General features: G+C 46.1%; 18 protein-coding genes. 8 read left to right on the top strand and 10 right to left on the bottom strand.

Annotated features, from left to right (window positions below; translation table 11 throughout):
* Window positions 1-185 precede the first annotated feature (185 nt).
* Complete coding sequence (locus tag KFE96_RS08460) at window positions 186-2,147, bottom strand: TonB-dependent siderophore receptor (RefSeq protein ID WP_255835548.1); 1,962 nt, start codon at window positions 2,145-2,147, stop codon at window positions 186-188.
* A gap of 428 nt (window positions 2,148-2,575) precedes the next feature.
* Here KFE96_RS08460 and ggt point away from each other — a divergent pair, with 428 nt between their 5' ends.
* From ggt to KFE96_RS08430, 6 genes are all read left to right on the top strand, one after another.
* Window positions 2,576-4,354, top strand: coding sequence for a gamma-glutamyltransferase (gene ggt / locus KFE96_RS08455; RefSeq protein ID WP_255835547.1), 1,779 nt, complete (start codon window positions 2,576-2,578; stop codon window positions 4,352-4,354).
* 195 nt (window positions 4,355-4,549) lie between these two features.
* Window positions 4,550-5,224 carry an ABC transporter ATP-binding protein gene (locus KFE96_RS08450; protein WP_255835546.1) on the top strand — a complete coding sequence of 225 codons (675 nt, stop codon included), beginning with the start codon at window positions 4,550-4,552 and terminating at the stop codon, window positions 5,222-5,224.
* Window positions 5,221-6,537, top strand: coding sequence for an ABC transporter permease (locus tag KFE96_RS08445; protein ID WP_255835545.1), 1,317 nt, complete (start codon window positions 5,221-5,223; stop codon window positions 6,535-6,537). The genes KFE96_RS08450 and KFE96_RS08445 overlap by 4 nt, the downstream gene beginning before the upstream one ends.
* 1 nt (window position 6,538) lies before the next feature.
* On the top strand, window positions 6,539-7,051 hold the full coding sequence (locus KFE96_RS08440; protein ID WP_255835544.1) for a DUF3299 domain-containing protein: 513 nt from the start codon (window positions 6,539-6,541) through the stop codon (window positions 7,049-7,051).
* 82 nt (window positions 7,052-7,133) lie between these two features.
* Entirely contained in the window at window positions 7,134-7,607 is a 474-nt protein-coding gene (locus tag KFE96_RS08435) for a phosphoribosyl-AMP cyclohydrolase (protein ID WP_247020629.1), read from the top strand.
* A 117-nt stretch (window positions 7,608-7,724) separates the two neighbouring features.
* Window positions 7,725-8,795 (top strand): nitronate monooxygenase family protein, encoded by a 1,071-nt coding sequence (locus tag KFE96_RS08430; RefSeq protein ID WP_255835542.1) that lies wholly within the window; start codon window positions 7,725-7,727, stop codon window positions 8,793-8,795.
* A gap of 12 nt (window positions 8,796-8,807) precedes the next feature.
* Here the strand turns inward: KFE96_RS08430 and KFE96_RS08425 are convergent, their stop codons facing one another.
* The 3 genes from KFE96_RS08425 to KFE96_RS08415 form a co-directional block, all read right to left on the bottom strand.
* Window positions 8,808-10,349, bottom strand: a complete 1,542-nt coding sequence (locus tag KFE96_RS08425; protein ID WP_255835541.1) for a serine hydrolase — start codon at window positions 10,347-10,349, stop codon at window positions 8,808-8,810.
* 127 nt (window positions 10,350-10,476) lie between these two features.
* Window positions 10,477-12,006 (bottom strand): M56 family metallopeptidase, encoded by a 1,530-nt coding sequence (locus KFE96_RS08420; RefSeq protein ID WP_255835540.1) that lies wholly within the window; start codon window positions 12,004-12,006, stop codon window positions 10,477-10,479.
* Window positions 11,999-12,379: a BlaI/MecI/CopY family transcriptional regulator gene (locus KFE96_RS08415; RefSeq protein WP_255835539.1), complete on the bottom strand. Its 381-nt coding sequence runs from the start codon at window positions 12,377-12,379 to the stop codon at window positions 11,999-12,001. Before KFE96_RS08415 ends, KFE96_RS08420 begins: the two co-directional genes overlap by 8 nt.
* Before the next feature lie 182 nt (window positions 12,380-12,561).
* On the opposite strand from KFE96_RS08415, the gene KFE96_RS08410 reads away from it, so the two are divergent.
* A complete protein-coding gene (locus KFE96_RS08410; RefSeq protein WP_255835538.1) occupies window positions 12,562-14,031 on the top strand; it encodes a beta-lactamase family protein in 1,470 nt (489 codons plus the stop codon).
* A gap of 66 nt (window positions 14,032-14,097) precedes the next feature.
* Here the strand turns inward: KFE96_RS08410 and KFE96_RS08405 are convergent, their stop codons facing one another.
* The 5 genes from KFE96_RS08405 to KFE96_RS08385 all read right to left on the bottom strand — a co-directional run bounded on the left by KFE96_RS08405 (window position 14,098) and on the right by KFE96_RS08385 (window position 22,549).
* Complete coding sequence (locus KFE96_RS08405) at window positions 14,098-16,128, bottom strand: TonB-dependent receptor (protein ID WP_255835537.1); 2,031 nt, start codon at window positions 16,126-16,128, stop codon at window positions 14,098-14,100.
* A gap of 109 nt (window positions 16,129-16,237) precedes the next feature.
* The gene (locus KFE96_RS08400) at window positions 16,238-17,341 is read right to left on the bottom strand and encodes an MBL fold metallo-hydrolase (RefSeq protein WP_255835536.1); all 1,104 of its coding nucleotides are present in this window, start codon (window positions 17,339-17,341) and stop codon (window positions 16,238-16,240) included.
* An 85-nt stretch (window positions 17,342-17,426) separates the two neighbouring features.
* Entirely contained in the window at window positions 17,427-20,591 is a 3,165-nt protein-coding gene (locus KFE96_RS08395; RefSeq protein WP_255835535.1) for an efflux RND transporter permease subunit, read from the bottom strand.
* A gap of 12 nt (window positions 20,592-20,603) precedes the next feature.
* Window positions 20,604-21,797, bottom strand: coding sequence for an efflux RND transporter periplasmic adaptor subunit (locus tag KFE96_RS08390; protein WP_255835534.1), 1,194 nt, complete (start codon window positions 21,795-21,797; stop codon window positions 20,604-20,606).
* A 128-nt stretch (window positions 21,798-21,925) separates the two neighbouring features.
* Window positions 21,926-22,549, bottom strand: a complete 624-nt coding sequence (locus KFE96_RS08385; protein ID WP_247020649.1) for a TetR/AcrR family transcriptional regulator — start codon at window positions 22,547-22,549, stop codon at window positions 21,926-21,928.
* 333 nt (window positions 22,550-22,882) lie between these two features.
* Here KFE96_RS08385 and KFE96_RS08380 point away from each other — a divergent pair, with 333 nt between their 5' ends.
* Window positions 22,883-23,332: a BLUF domain-containing protein gene (locus tag KFE96_RS08380; RefSeq protein ID WP_247020651.1), complete on the top strand. Its 450-nt coding sequence runs from the start codon at window positions 22,883-22,885 to the stop codon at window positions 23,330-23,332.
* On the opposite strand, the gene KFE96_RS08375 is transcribed toward KFE96_RS08380, so the two are convergent.
* A complete protein-coding gene (locus KFE96_RS08375) occupies window positions 23,301-24,293 on the bottom strand; it encodes a GlxA family transcriptional regulator (protein WP_255835533.1) in 993 nt (330 codons plus the stop codon). The two genes, KFE96_RS08380 and KFE96_RS08375, sit on opposite strands and share 32 nt — an antisense overlap.
* Window positions 24,294-24,310: the final 17 nt, after the last annotated feature.

Raw genomic sequence — 24,310 nt, 5'->3', positions numbered from 1 at the left:
CCCCTTATGCTTTGTTGGTCTACTCGATTGAAACAGCGAGAACGCTTTACCCATTTCATAGCGAACTTCTATTCCCGAATACAGGAACGTTATAAAATAACGTTTTATATACTCAAGCATGCGTGAAAGAAGATGGCCTCTTTTCACAGCTCCTGCACGTCACATGCTTGTGATCTTTGATGGCATTATCCTCCATTAAGCCTAATACCAAATTTTATAGTCCGTCCTGGCGCAGGTAAGCCTAACTGCGGCAAGACAACCGTATCTGTAATATTGTTCAAGGCACCATAAAACTGCAAAGAGCCAAAGCTGGTTTCCTTGAGAGGCACATAAAACTGCACATTAAATTCATTTGATCTGTTAAGTGCCACAACACTACCGTCTTCATCTTCATCAAAAGCGCGACCAGTGTGGTTCATTTCAGCGCGTATATTAGCTCCGCCTTCAAACCTATAGTTCGCGGCCAGCAATATCTGGCTATTAGGTCGCTGAAACAATACTGGACGATTACCTTCTTCATTCTGATCTGCCTTCAAGTCCTGCAGAAGCATATTTGCTTCAAAGCTTAGTCCGTCACTCACCGCCCAAGTGAATGCCGCCTCAAGGCCAATACCGCGTGAGCCTTCCAGATTAAACCGCTGACGAAGAACAGAGCCATCTACCGTCACGTTCCGGCGTGAAAGCGTATCATCTATACGTGAAATCCACGGTGTAACCGTTAGTGTAATTGGTAAATCAGCTGGAGCCCAATCAATGGTTACATCAGCCAACAAAGCTGTTTCTGGCCTTAGGTCAGGGTTTAAAAGAAAACGCCCAAGCGCCGTGCCATATAACTCCCGCATGGTTGGAAATCTAAGGCGCTGTCCTACCGTTGCAGTGACAGTTACATCAGGTGATGCCTGCCATTCCAATGCTCCGCTTGCCGCCCATTTTCCAATGGCTGGCTGTTCTGGTCGGCCACCCGTTAGCGGTGTTGCTGCTCTGTCATAAGCAAGTGCAAAAGATGTTTTCACATTTTCGCTTAAAGGCACATCAACTTCGCCACCAACACTGAACAAACGCTGGCGAAACCTTTCCAGTTCCCCGTTCACACCGCCGAGTATGTCATCCTCGGTTTGCTCATGGGTGCTTTGCTGTAAGGACGCTACCAGTCGTGTAGTAATGAGCGGCTGCTCATGAGAAAGCACAACGCGCCCGCCCCATGTGTTATCTTCATCATCCTGTCTGTCTTCAAGCTCGTTATAATTCACATCGGTGAAAGACAGTATGGTTTGTTCGAAGTCCTGCCGCCAAGTATTCACCCTTAGATTGGTAGTATCATTCAAATTAATATCTGCAGCCAAGTTTATTTGTGTCATATGCCAGTTGGGATATCGCCAAAAACGCGGGCTTCCAACAGCAGGATCAATATGTGCCGCAGCGGCTATACCCTTTTCTGAATTGATATCAAAAATGGACGCACGCACTGTTCCCCATTCTTCATCCAGTGATACGGCTGCAAAAAGGCTTGTACTTTCCAAGTCAGTGTTGGTTCTGCCTTCGCCTTCCAGCGGATCAAACGGAATAACATCTTCATCAGCAACACTGATGGCATCACGCTCGAAATGGTTTGCACCAAACTGAAGCGCCCAATTGCCAATTGGAATATAGACATCACCCTCCAACGTGAAGGTATCATGGGTGCCGTATTCCGTGCGTGCGTTCAAACGGAACTCATCACTATCATCAAGAGTAGATATATCGACAACACCCAAAACCGCGTTTGCACCATATTCAATAGGTGCTGCGCTCTTGATAACCCGCGCGCTTCTAATCAAACTAGCAGGAAACAGAGAAAGGTCAGCGCGACCATCCCAAGGAACACTTATTGGCGCGCCATCAATAAACACCTGCGACTGACGCTCTTCCGAACCGCGTAACCTCAGTACTGCTTCACCCCTTGAGTTAGTCCGAATACCAACCCCAAGTACACCCCGGAAAACATCGGTAAAATCTGTTGGGACAGTCTGTTCAAAATATGCCTGATCAAGCTCAAGCGCAGGCTGAAGAACTCTATCTTTGCTTCTAACAGCTGTTACGCTGATTTCCTTCAAATCATAAAACTCTGTAGCATCGGCTTGCGCATCAAGAGTAATAAAAGCAGGCAAAAATACTGACAGAACAGCTAAGCGGTAAGGCCTGGCAAGTTTGGTGTTTTGATTAAATTTTATAGTCTGAGGAAACGGCATATCGGGGCAATTTAGGCAATAGTTCAGGGTTTAATCGCGAAACACACGCGATCACTAATAAACACACAAAATTATCTCTTCATGTATATCCCCCGCCCCCATGGGATGAACATTCCCTTTGTAAGCTCCAAAGCACGTCCCAAACCGTACTTTCGCTTACATTGCACGGTAACACACAAGCCTTTGGCCCTTATGTCAAGCAATACCCATATCTCTATAACTTCAGTTAGAGGCAATCACCTTTTCGTGTTTGTATTGGCAATCGTCTGGTTTGCGGTAACCTTCCGTTTGAAAACTCAGGGGCAAGTTACGCAGCCACACCACGCTGCTTATGAGGGGAATAAAACATGAAGTTTCTAAAAAAAGGCGCTGCCACGATAATGCTGGCAGCTTCATTAGCCGCAACCGCAGCTGACGATAAACCAGTTATCGATGATATTGGCGCTGGCGGCAGACCTGTTGGTGCGCTTTGGTCCAGAAGCCCAGTTTATGCAGAACACGGCATGGCAGCCACCGCGCACCCACTTGCAAGCCAAGTAGCAATAGATATCCTCAAAGCAGGTGGGAATGCAGTAGATGCAGCCATTGCAGCAAACGTCGCTATCGGACTTATGGAACCCACGGGCAACGGAATGGGCGGCGATTTGTTCGCTATTGTATGGGATCCGAAAACCAAGAAACTTTATGGCCTTAATGCATCAGGCAGGAGCCCTAAGGGCCGCTCTTATGATGAGTTAGCGGCGAGACTGAAGGGCAAGGACACACTACCACCATTTGGGGATTTACCTGTTAGTGTACCCGGTGCTGTAGATGGTTGGTTCGAGCTTCACAAACGCTTTGGCAACAAACCCATGTCAGACGTTTTAAAGCCTGCAATTGACTATGCGGAAAACGGTTTTCCAGTGTCGCCAGTAATCGCACGTTATTTCCAGATGAACCTGGCACGCTTTGAAGAACGCATTGCGACAATCAATGAATTTGATAATGCCCGCGCTACTTATTTCAAAAATGGTGCACCGAAAGCAGGATCACTTTTCAAAAACCCTGACCTGGCACGTACCTTTAAAATGTTAGCCAGCGAAGGCAGAGACGCTTACTACAAAGGTGAAATAGCGAAAACTATTGATGCCTATATGAAACGCATTGGGGGAGACCTGCGCTATGAAGATTTTGCAAACCATAAGAGCGAATGGGTAGACCCCGCTTGTGTTGACTATCGAGGCCATGAACTTTGTGAACTGCCGCCAAACAGCCAAGGCTTTGCAGCCCTTCAAATGGCTAATATTTTAAAAAATGTAGACCTAACCCAATGGTCACGCGGCAGCGCAGAGGTACTTCATTACATTACAGAAGCGAAACGACTAGCCTTTGAAGACTTAGGCCGCTTCTATGCAGACCCTGCCTTCAGCGATTTTGATATCAAAAGCCTGCTCACTGACGAATATGGCCAAAAGCGTTTTGCTCTTATTGACCCAGCCAAGGTTAACCCTAATCCTGAGCCGGGCGACCCAAGAATTGAAGGTGAAGGGGATACCACATACCTTACGGTGGCTGATAAAGACGGCATGATGGTTTCCCTCATTCAATCTAACTATCGTGGTATGGGCTCTGGGCTCGTGCCTGATGGTCTCGGCTTTATGCTTCAGGACCGGGGTCAATTATTCTCTATGGACCCTAATCACCCGAATGTTTACGCACCGGGGAAAAGGCCCTTTAATACTATTATTCCTGCTTTTGTGATGAAAGACGGTCAGCCATATATCAGCTTCGGCTTGATGGGTGGTGGGATGCAGCCACAAGGCCACGTTCAGGTGCTGATCAATATTGTTGATTACGGCATGAACCTGCAAGAAGCTGGTGATGCAGCAAGGCTTAACCATATCGGTGGTCGCGAGCCAACTGGTCGCATCGGTGATAACAGTGTGGATTTAATCGGAACCCTAAACCTTGAACCAGGCATCAACGCTAAAACGGTGGCAAAACTGAAAGCAATGGGCCACCGGGTTCAAGTTATTGATAACGGCATTATGTTTGGTGGATATCAAGCCATTATGCGTGACCCTAAAACCGGGGTTTACATAGGTGCAACAGAGATGCGCAAAGATGGCCAGGCCATCGGCTATTGACATCGATTAATCTTCCAAGAAACAGGCAGTGCTATGGCGCTGCCTGTTGTTTATCTAGGGTACCCCATTTACCGTACACTCCCCACTTCTTACTATAGTTATAGTCATATTCTTGAAGCTTGCTCATTTTATAAAGTGATTATATAACATTACTAAATCAAAAAAACTAATATACCTAATGCCAGTATATCGCTCATGCCTACAGATAGTGAAACGCCGCTAATCGAAGCTAAAGAACTACGTCACCGCTATAGCGACCAAGAGGTACTATACATTAAAAGTTGGTGCTTGAATGAAGGCGAAAACCAACTTCTGCTAGGCGCCTCAGGATGCGGAAAAACTACATTAATCTCTCTACTATCTGGCCTATCTAACCCTTCTTCCGGTGATATTTGGGTAAACGGTATACTACTATCTGGTTTACAATCCGGAGAAATAGACCAACTGAGAGCATCAATGTTCGGTTTAATTTTTCAGGACTATCATTTAGTTTCCAGCCTAAACGTTTACGAAAACATAACCCTGCCCCAACAATTCACCAACCAGCCTATTGATAAAGACTGGGCTGAACATCTTCTAAAGCGCTTAGGTTTAACTGATAAGAAACACACCAAGCCTTCAGCTTTAAGCCATGGTGAAGCACAGCGTGTGGCAATTGCTCGAGCCGCGATGTGCCAACCACCAGTCCTTATTGCGGATGAACCAACGTCAGCTCTTGATGATGAGAATACCGCACACGTTATGGAATTGCTAAATAACTTGTGTACCGAATGGGGTGCAACACTGCTGGTGGCAAGCCATGATAAGCGTATTAAACCTTTCTTTGAAAAGCGCCTCATTTTGAAAAGCCAAGAAACGAGCCCAGCATGAAGAAGCTCATTTTCAAATTAACATTGGCAAACATGCTGCACCGTCCACTAAGCACATTTCTTACCATAGCTACGCTTGCAGCCGCCGTCGCCCTGATGTCATTACTTATTCAAATAAAAGCACATTCAACATACCGGCTTAAACAGGATATTGCTGATGTTGATTTGGTTGTTGGAGCTAAAGGCAGCCCTCTTCAGCTTGTTCTTTCAAGTTTACTTCACATAGATATCCCAACAGGCAATATCCCTCTTACGGATGCCCAAACCATAATGAAACACCCCCATGTCTCTGAAACATTACCGCTCGCACTCGGGGATAGTTTCAGAAGATTCAGGGTTGTAGGGACAACGCCTAATATTATGAAATTCTATAATGCCCGTTTAGCTTCTGGCGAAATATGGCATGAAGCTCAGCAGGTTGTCATTGGTTCATCAGTACATAAGGCGCTTAAAATGAACCTGGGCCAAAAGTTTTACAGTTCCCACGGCCTGTCTTCTTCCGGAACCAATGAAGCTCAACACCAACACGCCCCCTATGAAGTAACCGGTATTCTGGAGCCAACTGACAGTATTTTAGATCGCCTGATTTTAACGTCCGTGGACAGCATATGGCTTGCCCACGGTGAAGAAGCACATGACACTCTAGAAGAACACAGCGAACATGAAGAACATGAAGAACATGAAGAACATGAGGATGAGGCTCATCATCATGAAAAGGATATACGGTCTCGGCCCGTCACAGATCTACAATCGATAGACACAGAAGAGCGTGAAATCACGGCCCTTCTTGTTCGGTACAAATCGCCAATCGCAGCCGTTCATATGCCCCGCATGGTCAATTCAACACCCGGTTTGCAAGCAGCGGCACCCGCTATTGAAATCACTAGGCTTTTTGACCTCACCGCTGGCATCTCAGAAACCATTCAGGCTGTTGCTATAATACTCGCGGTGATTGGCGGCATGAGTATATTTGTAACAGTCAGTCATTCTTCAGCTGCGGGATTATACGATATGGCGCTTATGCGAGCAGTTGGAGCCAGCACAACATTTACTATCAGCCAACGTCTTCTGGAAGGGTTGTTAATCGCAATAACCAGTGCTGTTATTGGTGTTTCCTTAGCCCATCTTTTACTACTGGTTCTTCATGAAACTTACGCCCCTGTTGCGGTATTTGGGCTTACAGGCATGCGATTATATTCAACCGAACTTGGCCTGATAATAGGGGTGGTTCTGATTGGGGCTGCTGCATCACTGTGGCCTGCCCTTAATGCATACCGCGTTGATCCATCTATATTGTTAAAAAGAGGACGCTAGAATGGAAAATAAGTTCACATACCGCATCCTGATTTTTCTCAGCCTTTTTATAAGCATAAATGTAACCGCTCAGGATGATCTTCTCCGTCCCTTCGCTGAACAAAATATTCCGGAAATATGGAAACCTGCACCAAGTACTCAGGGCTCAATTGATTGGAGCATTTTGACAGGCATTGAGGTTAGACAGGAAGAGATTAATAACTTCGTTCAATATGTGCCTACGTTTACACCAGCACTCAAATCTCTTGATAACTCATCCGTAAAACTCAATGGCTATTTATTACCTCTTGATGCAGGAGAATTTCAAAGCCACTTTATCCTGATGGCATATCCACACGCCTGCCCTTTCCATATGCCCGGCGGCCCTGGAGGTTTCGTAGAGGTAATCACGGATATACCCGTAAAATTCACCTATGATCCAATATTGATTGAAGGGCACTTCGAGCTGCTGCAAGATTTTTCAATGGGGATGTTTTACCGAATTACCGCTGCATCTGCTGTGAATAACCAATAAGTTACAATCCAAACAAATTATGTAGCCGTATTGTAGTATCGGGATTTTTTTATATATCTAAATCTAATCAATGGAGAACATGATGCCAATTACAGAAACAGAACTAACACAAGCCCGCGAAGCATGGGGAAATGCGCTTATTGCTATTTCAAAAGCATATGAAGAAGGCGGCATCGATGCAGCCAGAGCACTAGCGAATGACGTACTTGACGCGGCATACGGCTATAATCTTGGCCCGGTTCTATTCAAACCAACGCTTGCAAGCGGTGAGAAAACATTCCGTCCAACAAAAGAAGGCGCCCTAGCCTACTTCGTTGGCCATGATGAAAACTTCCCACTTGATGGTGGTTTCGGCATCAAAGGCTGGCGCGAAGTAGTATCAGAAACATCAGCGAGCTTCATTGAAGGTGATGTTGGCATGTGGATGGGTTGGGTAACCTTCACAGACAAAGACGGCAACGTTACGAAAGTGGATAAAAGCTGGGGTTACAAGAAGGATGAAGAAGGTACACTCCGTATCGTACACCACCATTCTTCACTTCCTTACCAACCTTAATACCACAGGCCTGTCATTATTATATCTTTGGCAAGATCATAGGATAAATGATCTTGCCGATAGGGAATTCCTCAAGGCACTCCTTGTAAAATCATCTCAAAACCTAAATAGATAGTAATGACACTAGCATACTCAAATTCTCTTATGGCGAAGCTTTCCCTGAAACTTCCCATTATTCAGGCGCCAATGGCTGGTGTTTCCACGCCAGAACTAGCTGCGGCTGTTTCAAATGCAGGTGGGTTAGGTTCTATTGCACTGGGGGCTTCCGATGTTGAAAAAGCTCGAAGTGATATCCAGCAGCTTAAAGCTCTTACAGATCAGTCTTTTAACGTTAACCTCTTTTGCCATGCACCCGCACAGCAAGACAGAGAGAAAGAACAGGTTTGGCTGGAAACACTCAAGCCGCTCTTTGACGAATTTGACGCAGACGCACCAAAGGAATTGAAGGAAATATATTTAACCTTCGATGAAAACCCAGACATGCTTCACATGGTTCTGGAAGAAAAGCCTGCTGTTGTTAGCTTTCATTTTAGTCTTCCTTCCCAAACCACAATAGATGCACTTAAGAATGCTGGCATTTATTTGCTGGCATCGGCGACAAACCTTTCAGAAGCGAAGCTTGCTGAAGAAAAAGGAATAGATGCGGTTGTTGCACAAGGCTGGGAAGCTGGTGGCCATCGTGGTTGCTTTAACCCGGATGCGGCAGATGAAAAGCTACTCCTTGTTGAATTGCTAAGGCTTCTAACCAAACATATCTCTATTCCCGTCATAGCCGCAGGTGGTTTGATGGATGGGAAAGATATATCCACAGCACTGAAGAACGGAGCTGCAGCTGCACAGCTGGGCACAGCCTTTGTAACTTGCCCTGAAACCTGTATTGATGCAGACCACCGCATTGCAGTCGAAAGCGCACAGGAAACGATAATGACACGTGTTGTATCTGGTCGACCAGCCAGATCTATACGAAATCGTTTCACAGAATTTGGGGAAACAGTTTCGACACGTGCTATTCCTGACTACCCCATCGCCTATGATGCGGGGAAAGCTGTAAATACAGCTGCGAAAGCCTTGGGTGAAAATGGTTTTGGGGCTCAGTGGGCTGGATCAGAGGTCGCACGTATTCGGTCTATGCCTGCAGCTAAACTTATGAAAATTCTCGTAGAAGAAATGCTCCCCCACACGATGTAGGGGAGCCAATATTTATTCGCTTACATAATCGTAGTAAGAACGTTTCCCATCATTACTAAGTGTCATCCCCACTATATTCTTATGGCCATCTCTATGGAAAATAAGCTCTGCAGTCCCCATCCGGCCATTGAGAGCTGGTACCATAAACCGGTTACCTGCGGTTGGAACAAGTTCACTTTTCCTGTCTGAGCCTTCTCTCCCCACCATTAACTTCCCGTTTTCTGCCGAGATAATGAGCGGCATATCATAAAAATAATCAATCAGGTTTTCACGGTGTAACTTGGTGAATTCTTCAGATGGTTTGAACTTTCCTGTATAGCTCGCCATCATGGCCTCTGGTAGTTTGATCTCTGGGATCAATACAGGTTCGTTAATCACCCAATCATAAGTATCTGCAGCCGCATTTCTAATCTCTACATAAAGATTGTTGCCGCCGGAACCGTTGGTGAGCACAACAAGACCATCACCAGTTGCCAGATTACCTTCAATCCAGGCCCGATAACTATCGTTCGCGCCGCCATGATGGAAAACCCGTTTCAAACCAGAACCTTGCAGCCGCGGGCCCATTCCGTGCACAGAAGTCGCAACCTTTGTCATCATGTCCACTGCTGTTGCTTGTTTAAGGAAACCTTCATTGGTTCGGTAACTCTCTATGAGTGCAGCAACTAAGGTTCCAAGTTCATTCGCGCTTGTCCAGAAACCTGATGCTGCCATCTCCGGCATAGCTTCATATCCTCTTGGCAGCGCTACCGCTTCGCCGTTCCGGTTATGCGCTTTCGCAACATTGGGCACAGTTTCGGGCAGAGGGTTTTCAAAACTACTTCTATTCATACCTAGTGGGGCCAAAAGTGTGCCCTTTGCAGTATCTTCAAAAGATTTATCGGAAACATCTGATACGAGAAGCTGAGCCAGCGTATAACCACCGCCAGAATAACGGTAACGGCTACCCGGCTGATAGACCTGCCTCAACGCATCTGTGCGTGCAGGCGCAGTGCCGTTCAGTGTATCATAAACCGTTGGTAATTCTTCTCCCGGCAGGAAATCTGGAAAGCCGTGAACGTTAAAGCCAGCCGTGTGAGAAAGGATCATACGCAGGTTAATTTTACCATCATCCCACTTCCGATCATCAGGTAGCTTCCATGTTTTCAGGAAATCATTGACGTCTCTATCAACATTTAATTTTCCTTCATCCTGCATCCGGTGAATAAGCGCTGCTGTCACCACCTTACTAACAGAACCGACAGAGAAAAGTGTATCGCCATCCACTGGCGTATCATTTCCGGCTTGCAGCACGCCAAAACCTTTTGCCTCATGAAGTTTGCCATCTTTAATGATAGCAATCGCAACACCTGGCACACCGTAATGCTTCATACGTTCAGCCAGATTAAAGCGAGGCATTTCTGAGCCAACCGTATAACGAGGCCGCAGGTTTTGCTCCAGTTTATCAAGGTTTGAAACGGCTAGTACCTGGCCTGATGAAAGCATGCTGGCTGCGAGCACAGCACCAACTACGGTTTTCCCGGCTTTTTTAAACCGTTTTGAAAACATAGACATAAGAATTCCTCACTGTCGTGATATAGGTTTTCCGTTCTCTGCCGCATAGTCTACAGCAGAGTTCGGGCTTTATTGAGGGCCACCTTAGTTTAGAATTAAAGCAGCCAGATGTTTGGAAGTGTTTGGATTAGTCTTCTTTACCAACAACAGGCGTTGCACCTTGCCGTTTCAGATAATTAACAATTTTGCTGGATGCTTTCAGCTCAGCCTGCCCAAGAGGTGAACGGTACTCTGCCCGGCCATATATCTCGTTGCCGGTTTTCACACGAAGGTTTACATCTGCACCGTTCTCAACAAGGAACTTTGTCATCGCATAATCATTGTTTTGAACAGCTTGAATAAGTGGCGTTTCATCACCAAGAACAAAACCATTCACATCAGCACCGTGCGTAACCAACAGGCCAGCTATATCTAGATTCCGGGAGCCAGCTGCGGCAATCAGCGGATTTCCGTCACCCGGTGCAGGTTTGTTTACATCAGCGCCAGCTTCAATCAACATATTAACCATGCCTAAATCACCATTATCAGCGGCGATTAAAAGCGGTGTCCCATCACCCGGCATGAAATAATTTACGTTAGCGCCTGATTTCACAAGCACGCGTGCGGCCTGTCGCTGCCCTTCAAGAAGAGTAGTCACCAATGCCGAACCCAGCTCAGCCTCTTCGCTATCCGTAACTTCAACAACTCTTGTTGAAGGGCTTTCGATGTAAACCGTATTGGAGGCCAGTGTTGCCCATGCGCTGCTACCAATCGTGAGAGCAGATACAGCTAGAGCAGTTAATCCAAGTGTGCGTCGTGTCATGGTTGGTTCTCCGTTTTTTAATTTGCCAACTCGTTGTGTAAGTGGGTGCATACCAGATGGTTTCCATGCACAGCTAAAAGGCGCTGTATGCTGGAACATCAGTTGAGATTTCAACAGCGTTTCTGCATATAGCTTTCGCTGAGCATGGTGCGTGCGCATCACCCGTTCGTCGCACGCAAATTCTTGATCCATTCTGAAATAATTAAAGGCCACATAAACAAGTGGATTGAACCAGTTCACGGCCTTGATAGCAGCGGCCACCAAATTAGCCCGCAGATCACCCGCCTGAATATGAGATTGCTCATGCGCCAAAATAAGCTTCTGTTCTTCTTCTGAGAAAACAGAATGAAAGTTCTCAGGCACGATGATGCGAGGCCTTAAAACACCAACCACCGCAGGCCCAACATCATTTCGGGATGCCTTGAACACATTGCCATGTATTTTCTTAAGCCCGGTCTGCTTCATAATCTGTCGCTGCTGAACTGCCATACGGATTATCTTCAGTCCAACACCAACAATCCAGAAAACAGCCATCCCACCAAGTATACTAAGAGAATAGAAGAAGGGCTTATTATCTTCCGGTATAAATGCGCTTTCTGTCCCTTCACGAGGCAGAACAGCTACCGCGCTATTTTTTATGTTCGCTACCTCAATCTCTGGCAGAACATTTACTTTATAAACAACATCAGCAGGCAACATACTGGCAATCATGGCAATCGGAACAATCGCCCAAAACGCATACGCAATACGTGCCCCAAAAAACTCCTGAAGATGTTTTCTGCATAAAAGCACCACAATAATTGCAAACGTGGCAGCCACAGCCATGGAAGCTACAGACATCAGAAAATCAATCATCGTCTAATTCCCCAATCAGCTTCTTAAGTTCAGCAATATCCTTCTGGTCCAGCTTTTCATGCTTGGAAAAATGAGACACCAGTGAAGACACACTACCGCCGAACAAGCGGTTCAGCACACTTTCACCTTCGGTACTGAGATACTCATCACGCGCAAGCACTGGGCTGTAGAGATATTTCTTACCTTGCTTCTCCGCTGAGATAGCCCCTTTGGAAAGCAGGCGATTAAGAAGGGTCTTCACCGTGCCCGTGCGCCAGTTCTGCTCTTCACCAACACTGCCGGTAATATCTTCTGCGCTCAAAGGATAGGTGCGCCACAGCGCTTCCATAACCTTGCTTTCAGCTTCACTGATATGTGTGTTTGAATCTGTCATGGGCTTATTGATTACACATGTAATCGATAATGTAAAGCCTTTTTGTTTACACCTGTAAACAAAAATAAATAACGGTATATATCATCACAACAATTAATTGTGATTAGTAAATTATGAGACGTACTAACACATCAATAAAACAAATAAATATAACGACAGCACTTCACGGGGATTCAAAGGAAATGAAACATATATTTGCGTTAATTACCTGCATTTTTGCCACCTCACATTCACAAGCCTCCGATCCAGAATATAACCCTTCTGATAAGGCGCTCGCCGCGCGAATAGATGACTATATGATATCAGGGGTAGAGAAAGGGTATGCGGGAACTCTTTTGGTCGCAAAAGATGGTAAGATTATCCTGAACAAAGGATACGGCTTTGCCGATAAAGAAAATGGTGTAGATAACACTCCCGACACAGTCTTTGATATTGGCTCCAATACCAAGCAGTTTACTGCTGCAGCTATTATGAAACTGGTAGACCAAAAGAAATTATCCACAACCGATCGCTTAGATAAGTTTTTTCCTGATATCCCTGATGATAAAAAAGACATAACTGTCCATCATCTATTAACCCACACCTCCGGCCTTGATTTTGGTTTTGGTGGTGATTTCGACGGCACTACTAAAAACGAGCTCTTAAACAAAGCATTAACCAGCAAATTAATATTAGAACTTGGAGATTATAAATATTCCAACGCGGGCTATAGCTTACTAGCTGCCATCATTGAGGAGGTTTCCGGTACTTCCTATGAAACTTACCTAAACGAAAACATTTTCAAGCCTGTGGGACTAAAGCAAACAGGCTATCTCTTGCCAGAACGGAAAGGGCAATCTTTAGCGCAACAATACTGGCACGGTATCATCCCTAGAGGAACAACATTAGAGCGGTATCTGAAAGATGATAGCGTATCATGGAACCTGGTAGGTAATGGTGGTCTGGCAACCACGTCAAACGAGCTCTACATGTGGTTGGAGGCCCTGAAGACAGATAAGATACTGTCGGCACCTGTTCGCAATCAACTCTTTGCCAAACACGTTCCAATTCCTAATCGACCTAACGTCTACAACGGGTATGGCTGGGGCGTTCGGTCTGGTTACGACGGAAAAGATTTAGTCACTCACAACGGGGGAAACGGCATATTTTTCTCTGGACTTGCTTGGTATCCAGAAGATGACGTAACCATTATATATGCGAGCAACACCTCCACAGCAGAATGGCCCACCTATCAGGTACACAGGATGGTTTTTGAACCAGATTATGTGCCAAAAGCCTTCACCGTTTCTCCACACAGGGTGGTGTATGAATTCATGCAATCCAAACCAGCGGCTGATGCAGCGAAATTGCCAGAATATTTTGAGAAGCAAACTGGCAAGCCGATAATGCAGCCATCTTTATTAAACCGAGTGGGCATCGCGTTTGAAGAACAAGGTCAGTACGAAACTTCGATCGCCTTATTCAAACTTAATATCGAATTATTCCCGGGAAAAGGCAATCTGTGGGAAAGTTTGGGCGAAGGATATCGGACTAAAGGCGATAAAGCTCAAGCTATCGCCAGCTATCAGCGGTCGCTAGATATTGCACCAAACAAAGGCTGTACCTGGTGCGCCAATGCAAAAGCACAAATTGCTGCACTACAAAAACAATAACCCGCCAAAAGCTGCTCATCTTCAAAAGATGAGTAGCTTTATATATAATTGCTCAAGATCAGTTATTTAAAATGTCGCCTGCAAGGTCACACGAAGCTGCCTTGGTTCAAGCGGATGTGTATGAAGGCCTTCAACACCAGCTGCTTCACCCGGGAGGCGACTTTCAAAGAAATAGCTGATATCAGGGTCTTTGCTATCAAACAGGTTCAGAACCTCAACACCCAACTTGAAATTGCTGAAGCTATAATAACCACCCCAGTTTACTGTTGTTGTGCTCTCTGATTTAACGGAACTATCTTCAATAAGTGGCGCACCACCAAAATGGCGAAGAATGAAGCTGGTGGAGATGTTTTCTGCGGGGTCGATATCCACACCTGCGCTAAACACACTTGGTACGGCATTCGGAATGCGGTCCTCAGCCACACCGCCACGGAAGCGAGCACGAGTGTAGGCATAGGATGCATGCATATTCAGCCAGTCTGCCGCCTGCCAGAACATGCTGGCTTCCACCCCAAACCGGCGTGTGCCATCATTCACTTCTGTTGTGCCAGCGTCGCCCACAAACACAAGTTCAGAATCAAGGTTTAGCCAAAACCCAACTAAGGCTGCTTTAAATCTTTCTGTTTCATAGCGTGCGCCAATTTCTGCACCACGTGATTTCACATAAAGCGGTACAGCATCGACCGCGTCGCCAGTAACAGGGTCCACACTAATCGTACCGCCCCTGGCGTCATTAGAATGGAAGCCTTCGCCGTAGTTAGCATAAAGCTCAATCTCTGGAGCAACACGCCACGCCAGAGAAGCTGAAGGCGATACGATTGTATCAGTTTCCTTGCCACTGTTTTCGTTAATCGTTGCATTTACATCTACAGCGATATGATCCAGCCTTGCGCCTGTTTCAAACCTTACATTCTCTGCAAGCTCGAACTGAGCCTTAGCAAAGCCTGCATAACTGGTTGATGAAACGTCATCATCACGAATAAGCGTGTGGCGAACCCTGCCTTCAGTACCGTAAAGCCCAACAGCACCAATATCATCATGCCTGATATCTGCACCTACCGTAAATTTAACTGGTACAGGCGCATCCAGATGCCAGTGGCGCTGAATATTACCGCCAAAGATAGAGCGGTCATCAAACTGCTCAAATTCATCACCACGCACTGGATCATTCAGAAAATATGTGAAGTTAGAAAACAGGTTGAAGCTATAGTTAATATAATAGGCAGAAAAGCTTGTATCTTCTGTTGCAACATTCGCTGTAATGGCAAAACGTTCGGTATTACCGCCCAAGTCTTCATCAAGCGTACCCAAGCGGCCAATTAAACCACTTTCTACCGCGCGGTTAGCGACCTGATCTGTCGCGTTCCAGCCAGCGTCATAATAGTTGAAACCAACATTCCAGCGAAGATCCTCAGACGCGCCGGAAAGTTTTGCAAATGCATTCAACTTTTCAAGATCTTCTTCACGCTCGAACGGGCTATCATACAGGTTACCTTCAATTGCTGTAAGCAAGTGAACATCTTCGGCAATATCAAAACTTGCCGCAACCAGGCCGCGCGCAAAACCATTTTCACCAAACGTTACGCTTGCGATATTTTTATCAAGTCTATTGTAGGTGGAAATGGAAGAGCTACCCGCAGAACCAAAATCACCAACTTCAGTGTGGTATGGCCCTTTTTTAAACTCCACGCGTTCAACAAGTTCAGGAATAATGAAATTCATGTCTGTGTACCCTTGGCCGTGACCGTGCGTACGCATATTGATTGGTGCCCCGTCAACGAATGTCGCAAAATCGGTACCGTGATCAAGGTTGAACCCACGGAGGAAAAACTGGTTTGCTTTTCCAGTGCCAGAGTGTTGGGTAGCCACAAGCCCAGGGATAACTTCAAGAATTTCCCCAACACGGGAAATTGGGCGATTTTTCAAATCATCGTAACCAACAAGCCCGCTTGAACCAGCCGTTACCTTGCCAATATTTTCAACATTACGCCCTTTAATCTCGATCACTTCGATATCATCATCAACGGTACTGAAATTAACTTCGGCCACGGAAACTGTCGCCATCATAAACGACGGCGCAACTAAAAACTCAAACATACTACCCCCACTGAATTGCCCGAGCGGCATACCACCCGAGCATTATTGTTGTGAGGAAACTACAAGCTTTTTCCGAACTTTCAAGATACGGCGTAGCAATTTTTCTAAGTTATTTAAGCTTTTGCCACCAACGATCCTGACTATAGCTACCCAGATAATCTAAAGTAATAACATGACCAAACCTTGGTGTTATCAATTCTATATCTTTCTGATCTGCCTCCACAAGTACACGGTCAAACGGTTCATACCATGTATGCATTGCCAGATTGAAAGTTCCGTTATGAACTGGCACCATAAAACGCCCGTTTAAATCAACATGTGCCTGCACAGCTTGCTCTGGTGTCATGTGGATATCCGGCCATAATTCATTATAGGCACCAACCTCCATAAACGTGATATCAAACGGGCCAAGCTTTTCACCAATTCTTGCAAATTCCTTCGCATAACCGCCATCACCGCTATAGAAAATTTTATCACCACCAAAATCAAGTACCCAAGCAGTCCAGAGCGTGATATTACTATCCCCTACCCCTCGGCCTGAGAAATGCTGAGCTGGTACAGATGTAAGCTTGAGGCCTGCATGCTCTATACTCTCCCACCACACCAACTCTTCGATACGGTTTTCATCAACACCCCAGGAAACGAGATCACCACTAATACCAAGCGGTACGAAATAGCGGTTTGTTTTCGCCTTCAAAGTTTGGATGGCCCCTTTATCTAAGTGATCATAGTGGTTATGGCTGATGATAATACCTTCGATTTCAGGCAATTCATCCATACTGATCGGCGCTTCATGAAAGCGCTTGGGACCAAGAAAACTGAAGGGCGATGCACGTTCTGAAAACACCGGGTCAACAAGCCAGTATTTACCTGCGCCTTTTATCAGCAGGCTTGAATGACCAAGCTTGATAATATGGGTTTTATTATCCGGCAGCGCATCCAACTGCGCTCGAGTTACTTTCTGAACTGGGATTGTAACAGTAGGCTCGTGGTCTGTTGTATCAAGTCCACGGTAGGCTGAGATAATCTTCCAAATATCGCCAGCGGCTTTTTTATTTTCGTCAATATTGACGAACTTCTCACCATTGAATGCTGTAGATCGGGCAAGTTTATCTTCACCGATATTTTTAGCATTTATAGAATAAATCACAGCGGCTGCGATAACGATCAACAACACCAGAACAATCAAAATACCCTTTAACACTTTCAACACTGCCTTCTCCATCCCCCAATCTGGTTATTATAATTAGGCGCAGGAAGCCGAAGCCGCCCGCGCCTTAAAAGTTATTGGTTGAGGTTTATTCAGCAGCTGCCGCAGCAACTGCTTTTTGCTTGCCTCTCCGGCTATGGTGGCCAAACACCTTCAGATGCATCATGGAAAGCGCGGGAATTGTGAAGATCAGCACTGATGTACCAATGATAATGCCAAAACCAAGAGATACCGCCGTTGGCACAAGGAACTGCGCCTGTACGCTTGTCTCAAGGATAATTGGTGTCACACCAAGGAAAGTTGTTAGTGTCGTAAGAAGGATCGCACGGAAACGTTCCAGCACACTTTCAACTACCGCTGTGTGATATTCTTCACCTTCGGCAATACGGTCATTGATGAAGCTAACTACCATCAAAGAGTTGTTAATGATCACACCACTAAGGCCAATCACACCAAACATGCTAAGAAGTGTCATATCCATACCAAGCAAGCCGTGGCCAATAAGCGCGCCCATAAAGCCAAATGGAATAGCCATCATCACAATAACCGGCTGAGAGTATGACTTAAAACTCAGCGCCAACAGCGTATAGATCACCATCATCGCCATCATAAAGTTACGGGCAATAGCTGGAACCGTTTTCGCCTGCTCTTCCTGATTACCAGAAAGCGTAATATGAAGGCCGTCGAAATTCTCAGCTTCACGCGGCAGCACCTCATTGAGGATATAGTTTGTCGCTTCACCCGCAGTGATCAGTGATGTATCCACATATCCCGAAACCGTATAAACACGGCGCGAATTAATGCGGTTGATAGCCGCTGGTGCAGGTTCAATGTTGATATCAGCAAGGCTTGTTACTGGAATGAAACCATCACCCACACGGATACGCAAGTTTTTCATTGCTTCAACAGAAAGGCGTTCCTGCTTTGGCAAGCGCACACGCACCTGAATTTCTTCACGATCACGCTGAACGCGAGTTACTTCAGCACCAAAGAAGGTTGCGCGGATTTCACGAGCCAGATCTTCCTGTGAAATGCCATACGAACGCGCGAGAGGCTTTAATGAAATCTGCACTTCATCAGTTGTACGGAAACGATCATCCCGCACATCATACACACCCGGCAACGATTTTAGCTCACGTACGATTTCAGCTACCGCTGATCTGGTATCACTATCAAGGCGTGTGCTAACTTCAAGCTGAATTGGCGCACCAGGTGAAACCAGGTCAGCCGTGAAAGTAAGTTTCTGCGCCCCTGGGATTTCACCCACTTTTTCTCGCCATAGCTTCTCAAAATCGCTTGTTGAGAAATTACGAGAAGATGCATCTTTCAATAGTAGTTCGATATAAGCTTTATTCGATGCAGCACCACCATCTGTCGAAGGTGCGGCTGTAGCTGGTGCTACTGTACGGCCAAGCGAGGTGAACACACCGCGAAGCGGATCATCATCCAGCTCAAAATCCTTCGCCGCCTCTTCAGCAGCTTTCGCAATGTAATCCGCATAGCGAAGAGTTTGTTCTTTGGACGTTGCTTCAGATAGTTCAAGTTCTGCAGTGATATAATCGCCTTCCACCGCAGGGAAGAAAACCACCTTCACAACACCACCTGTCAAAAGCGACATAGACCCCATAAAGATACCAAATGCCACAAGTACTGTTGTAAGCGGGTGGGCAGCAGTGGTTGTTACCGCGCGGCGAATTGGGCCTTCTGTAAACCTACGGAGACGAGACGCGAACCAATTGCGGAACGGGTCAGCAATCTTGCGCGGTGAGAAACGACGCGGGCCTTCAACACGCAAATGCGACAAGTGCTTGGGTAGGATAAAGAAACTATCAAACAGCGAAAGCACCAACACACAAATCACAACGGCGGCAATTGGGCCAAGGAACTGCCCAAACGTACCCGGCAGGAACAGGAGCGGCACAAACGCTACAATCGTCGTGGTCACAGAGAACAGAACAGGCGTCGATACACGGAGCACACCAATTTTTGCGGCTTCCTTGGGCGTTACACCTTGGTTGCGCCAAGTACCGTGAATATTTTCACCCACCACAATCGCATCATCCACCACGATACCAATCGCGAGAATAAAGCCAAAAAGCGTAAGCATGTTAATGGTTACACCAAAGATACTCATCAGCGTAAACGAACCAACGAAGGCCACTGTTACACCGAAAGCCACCCATCCCGCGATACGGATATCAAGGAATGCCATAAGAAGAAGGAACACAAGGATCAAACCAAGGATCGCATTCTCAGAAAGCAGGCTCATACGCTGTTCAAGGATAGACGCTTCATCGCGCCAGAAGGCTGCTTCTACACCTTCTGGAAGAACGCCTTGTATATCTTCAGCGAAATACCCACGCACAGCATTTGCCAGATCAAGAATCTGTTCATCACCCGTACGGAATACCGTTACAAACGTGGCAGGCTTCCCTTTATAAATTGCCTGAATAGGTGCTTCGGAGATACCGTCGTTAATATCAGCCACATCTTCAAGAAGGATCGGTGTACCTGTTTCACCAGAACCCAACACAACATTCCTAAACTGGTCACCTGTACGGCGTTCACCTGTTGAACGAACCAGAAGTTTCTGCCTGTTGTTTTCAATTTCACCACCCGATAGATCAAGGCTTTGCTCGCCAATACGATCAGAGATATTACCAAGGGATAAACCAAGAGATTGCAGTGTGTTTTCACTGATTGAGATATCGATCAAATAAGGAGGAGCGCCATTTACAGCTGCACGGGAGATTTCGTCTAGATCAGTAAGATCAGAGCGCACTCGTTCCGCAACACGCTTCAATTCCTCGACACTTTTATCACCGTAGATAATCAATAGTGCAATAAGCTCGTCTTGCTCTGTATGAACCACTTGCGGGCGTTCAGAACGTTGCGGGAATACGGTAATCCGGTTAATCTCTGTCTGGATATCATCCAGCATATCCGGAATGCTTTCACCGTCTTCAATATCTACAAGCACACTGGCAACACCTGTTGCTGCGAGGGCCGTAATTTTACGAACACCTTCCATACCCTCAAGCCGTTCTTCAATTGGCTTAACAATTGAAGTTTCCACCTCAGTAGGAGTTGCGCCTGGATAAGGAACAGTGATTGTTACACCCTGAATGATAATTTCAGGGAATAAGCGAGCATTCAGCGTCTGCAATGAAAGCAAACCCGCCATAATCAATACAAAAGCAAAAAGAGTGGCAGCCACCCGGTTTTCGAGAGCGCCTTTGATTAAACCTTTCATGATACCTGCTCCCTACTGCAGCTGCGCAACAGCAGTTGAAGCAGCACGCACCTTCAGGCCTTCATGCTCTTCCGAAAGGATAGAAAGTACTAGTTGTTCGCCTTCAAGGCCATCCTTAGAGGCTACAAGCGCATTTTCGCCTTCATGGTCAATCACGGTAATCAAACGTTTTGAAAGCTTGCTATCCTTCACCACCCATACATAGCTGTCTTTCCGTACAGCACCAACTGGCACACGCCATACCTGCTGGTCAGCCTCAACAGCAATCTCAAGGGTCATGAAATCGTTCGCAAACACACGTCCTGCGTTTTCAGCGCTAAAGGCCTCCGGGAATACAGCAACCACAAGAGCTGTACGTGACGCTGCATCAATTGATGGTGAAAACTGATCCACATAACCAGTTAATGTACCGGAACCTACCGAGCCTTCATTAGGCTTGGCAACGGCAACGAGTTTACTTTCAGCGAGGATTGAAAGCGCTCTCGTTACCGCTGCGGCCTTTCGGGGGGAAAGCCCTGCTACCAGTTCGCCGGCGCGTGTATCAAGAATACGAGCTAGCTCCTGCCCTGGTGAAACATAGGAATCCAGTGAAATATTTTCTGATGTTACAAGCGCAGGAAATGGCGCTTTAACGGTAGTCCGCTCCAGATTTTCCTGAGCACGAATAAGACTTGCTTTCGCCTGCGCTACACCAGCTTCTGCCGCAGCGAGATTAGCAACAGCCTGATCGCGTGACGCTTCTGAAACAGCACCCGTTTTAACAAGATCAAGACGGCGTTCATTATCAAGGCGAGCCTGAACCAGAGAAGCTTCAGCACTTGCAACGCCTGCTTTAGAACGGGCCACCTCAGCTTCATAATCTGCTTTGTTGATCTGGAAGAATGTTTCGCCTTCAGCAAAACGGCCTCCAAGAACAAACTTAGGGTTCACATAAGTAATCTTACCAGCAACCTCACCAACAATAAGAAGGTTTTGGCGCGACTGAAGCCGACCTGGTGCTTCCACCACATATTTTCCATCTACCACACTTGCCGTCATGGTTTCAACAAGCTGCCCTTTATCAACGGGGCGGTTTTGAGCCGCGGCATCTGCAACATTATTGCTGGCGCCTGCCGCCATCATAACAAAAACACCGCCCGCCAGTGCAACGAGACCGTAAACAAAAGAAAAACGGGAGGAGATAGATTTCTTTTCCACTTGTGGCATAGCGCCCTCTCTACTCAATATTCAAACATTCATAACCTGTTCAAGAGCACTCATAATGAGCACTCTAAACAACATTCCGTTGGCTTTCGCCTAATTGTACGGTGAGCTTGCTACCCTCTTTATCGGGGCTATATCTCACTCGCTTCGTCGCAACTCGGGTTCATTACCTGGGTATAAACATCAAGGCTTTCGTTAACCTCACACGGCTCCCCCCGTGGCAAAAGCGTGTTTATTACCTGTGCAACACCTTCCATATAGGAGCGCAAATCTTCACCCCAATGGAATAACCCTTTAGATGCCATCTCAATGGTGAAGAGAATATTGAAGGCTTCATCTTTACTTGAGCAAAGCCCTTCTCTCAGCAGCATTTCAATGCCTGCTTCCGTATATTCTTCTTCCATTGCCCTGGCATGGTCTTTCATTTCAGCATTGGCGAAAGCAATCACCTCGAAACTATGTGGTGAAGACCGCATACGTTCGATATGTTGCCCGCCCCAGCAAAAACAGCTTTGAAGCAGTCTTTCTTTTGGTGAAAGCCCTTTAATACTAAGAGATGCTATCGCAGCCTCTTTCGAGCTTCTCATGCCAAACTCAATGACAGACCGGAACAGGTCTTTCTTATTACGGTAGCGTTTGTAAATCGCCTGCCGGGACATACCAACAGCCGCTGCTACATCATCCATTGAGGCTTTTTTAAAACCGTAACGGATGAACACATCCATCGCATTTATAAGTAAAAGATCTTGTTCCATGAGACGTAGTTGACAAAAACTCGTAAGTTTGTCAACTACGTAAACATTGACAATTTTGTAAATAAGCGGCTAGCACTAGGTAAAGATATATAATTAATAGGAAAAATCACATCACACTGTGCAGAATTTAAGAACCATTCTTAACATAAGACAGCTCTGTACAATCTAATTGTTTCGAAAAATGACGACTCAGACTAACTTCTCTAACTTTATTAGCCAGTTTTTGAGTTGGTAATTTTTTGTTAACACTTAAATCTTACAAAATTTGTCATAATTAGTGATCCACTACTGTACAAATACGTAAAAGGCGTTGGGGAGCCGCGGGAGAGAGTTATGCCAAATTCCTTGATACAGCTTACTTACGCAAGCAAAGTGAACCGCTCAACAGAGCTGGATATGGAGCAATTGCTCCAGTCTGCCAGAAAACGTAACAAAGCCGAAAATGTTACTGGCGCCCTATGGCTCCACGGTAAATATTTCGTACAAATTCTTGAAGGCCAACGCAGGAAAGTAAGTAACATCTTCTGCAATCATATCTGCGCCGACCACCGACATGGCGCCATTGATCTAATCAGTGTCAACCGTATTGACACGCGTACGTTCCATGATTGGTCCATGGCTTTCCTTGGGGATAGCATGAGCAACCAACAGTTAATCCTGAAGTACAGTAGTCAGGATAAATTTGATCCCTCTATTATGGACCAGAAGAATATCCTGCCGCTTATGTACAAGATGGCTGAAAAACAGCAACTTACTGCAACTGGCTTTTCCGGTACTCACTAGGGGTTTCTCCAACAATACGCAGGAATATACGGTTAAAGGAACCGAGGTCCGTGTAACCCACTTTGTGGGAAACATCGATAATTCGATCACGCCCATTCTTTAACAGGAGCTTTGCCGCCCCAACTCGTACACGCTGGAGATACTCATTTGGTGTATCTCCCGTAGCGGCTTTAAAGCGTCTACTGAAATTACGCGTACTCATTCCCGCCATGTCCGCAGCACCTGCAATAGAGATATCCTGTGCATAATGGCGCTCAATCCATTTTTGCGCTGCTAGAATTTTTGTATCCTGATGGAACTTTTGCCCATCAAAATCAATAGTATTCACCATGTAACTACGGTTAAAACCGATAAGGAACCTGCGCTCTACTTCACGCGCAACACTGGGGCCAAATAAAGTTTCGAGAATAAGAACAATCATATCACAGCTGGATGCAATACCGTCAGCGCAGTAAATATTCCCCGCGCTCGTGATCGCTCGCTCAAGCTTTAGGTCTACTACCGGGTATTTGGCCTTAAATTCATCTGCATAAGGCGCATAAATGGTTGCGGTTTCACCGTTCAGCAAGCCAGCTTCTGCAAGAAACAGCGGACTGTTACTAATAGCAGCGATTATACATTTATGCTTCGCAAGTTTCTGTAGCCACGGCATCAAATCACGTTCAGCTTCAAGCGCCTTATCCGCACTTCCCCAAAATGCGGAGAGAAATACCACATCAGCTTCCTCCACATCCGCAATAGAAGCATCTGGAACAATTGTAACGCCAGAAGAGGAGGCAGATGCCTGCCCCGTCGCACTTACAAGCTGAACGCTATGCCGCGGCTTATTAATGTGCATGGCGAGGCCTGCGCTCATTTTCCCCGCGATCTGAATAGCAGCCCAGCAAAGCTCCTGAATCATATAAGCGCTAAACCCAAGGCTTTCTTTCGGGCAATACACCAGAATCTTCTTACCGCTCATATGATCATATTCCTTTG

This window comes from Kordiimonas sp. SCSIO 12603, assembly GCF_024398035.1.
GTDB lineage: Bacteria > Pseudomonadota > Alphaproteobacteria > Sphingomonadales > Kordiimonadaceae > Kordiimonas.
Note: the sequence above shows the minus strand (reverse complement) of the source record. Positions and strands in the feature narration are given on the sequence as shown.

Excerpts from the sequence above, each read along its gene's own strand:
- KFE96_RS08385 (WP_247020649.1), bottom strand. The coding sequence starts at position 22,549 with ATGGAACAAGATCTTTTACTTATAAATGCGATGGATGTGTTCATCCGT.
- KFE96_RS08415 (WP_255835539.1), bottom strand. The coding sequence starts at position 12,379 with ATGACAGATTCAAACACACATATCAGTGAAGCTGAAAGCAAGGTTATG.
- KFE96_RS08445 (WP_255835545.1), top strand. The coding sequence starts at position 5,221 with ATGAAGAAGCTCATTTTCAAATTAACATTGGCAAACATGCTGCACCGT.
- ggt (WP_255835547.1), top strand. The coding sequence starts at position 2,576 with ATGAAGTTTCTAAAAAAAGGCGCTGCCACGATAATGCTGGCAGCTTCA.
- KFE96_RS08440 (WP_255835544.1), top strand. The coding sequence starts at position 6,539 with ATGGAAAATAAGTTCACATACCGCATCCTGATTTTTCTCAGCCTTTTT.
- KFE96_RS08425 (WP_255835541.1), bottom strand. The coding sequence starts at position 10,349 with ATGTCTATGTTTTCAAAACGGTTTAAAAAAGCCGGGAAAACCGTAGTT.
- KFE96_RS08405 (WP_255835537.1), bottom strand. The coding sequence starts at position 16,128 with ATGTTTGAGTTTTTAGTTGCGCCGTCGTTTATGATGGCGACAGTTTCC.
- KFE96_RS08395 (WP_255835535.1), bottom strand. The coding sequence starts at position 20,591 with ATGAAAGGTTTAATCAAAGGCGCTCTCGAAAACCGGGTGGCTGCCACT.
- KFE96_RS08410 (WP_255835538.1), top strand. The coding sequence starts at position 12,562 with ATGAAACATATATTTGCGTTAATTACCTGCATTTTTGCCACCTCACAT.
- KFE96_RS08390 (WP_255835534.1), bottom strand. The coding sequence starts at position 21,797 with ATGCCACAAGTGGAAAAGAAATCTATCTCCTCCCGTTTTTCTTTTGTT.
- KFE96_RS08435 (WP_247020629.1), top strand. The coding sequence starts at position 7,134 with ATGCCAATTACAGAAACAGAACTAACACAAGCCCGCGAAGCATGGGGA.
- KFE96_RS08380 (WP_247020651.1), top strand. The coding sequence starts at position 22,883 with ATGCCAAATTCCTTGATACAGCTTACTTACGCAAGCAAAGTGAACCGC.
- KFE96_RS08430 (WP_255835542.1), top strand. The coding sequence starts at position 7,725 with ATGACACTAGCATACTCAAATTCTCTTATGGCGAAGCTTTCCCTGAAA.
- KFE96_RS08450 (WP_255835546.1), top strand. The coding sequence starts at position 4,550 with ATGCCTACAGATAGTGAAACGCCGCTAATCGAAGCTAAAGAACTACGT.
- KFE96_RS08420 (WP_255835540.1), bottom strand. The coding sequence starts at position 12,006 with ATGATTGATTTTCTGATGTCTGTAGCTTCCATGGCTGTGGCTGCCACG.
- KFE96_RS08375 (WP_255835533.1), bottom strand. The coding sequence starts at position 24,293 with ATGAGCGGTAAGAAGATTCTGGTGTATTGCCCGAAAGAAAGCCTTGGG.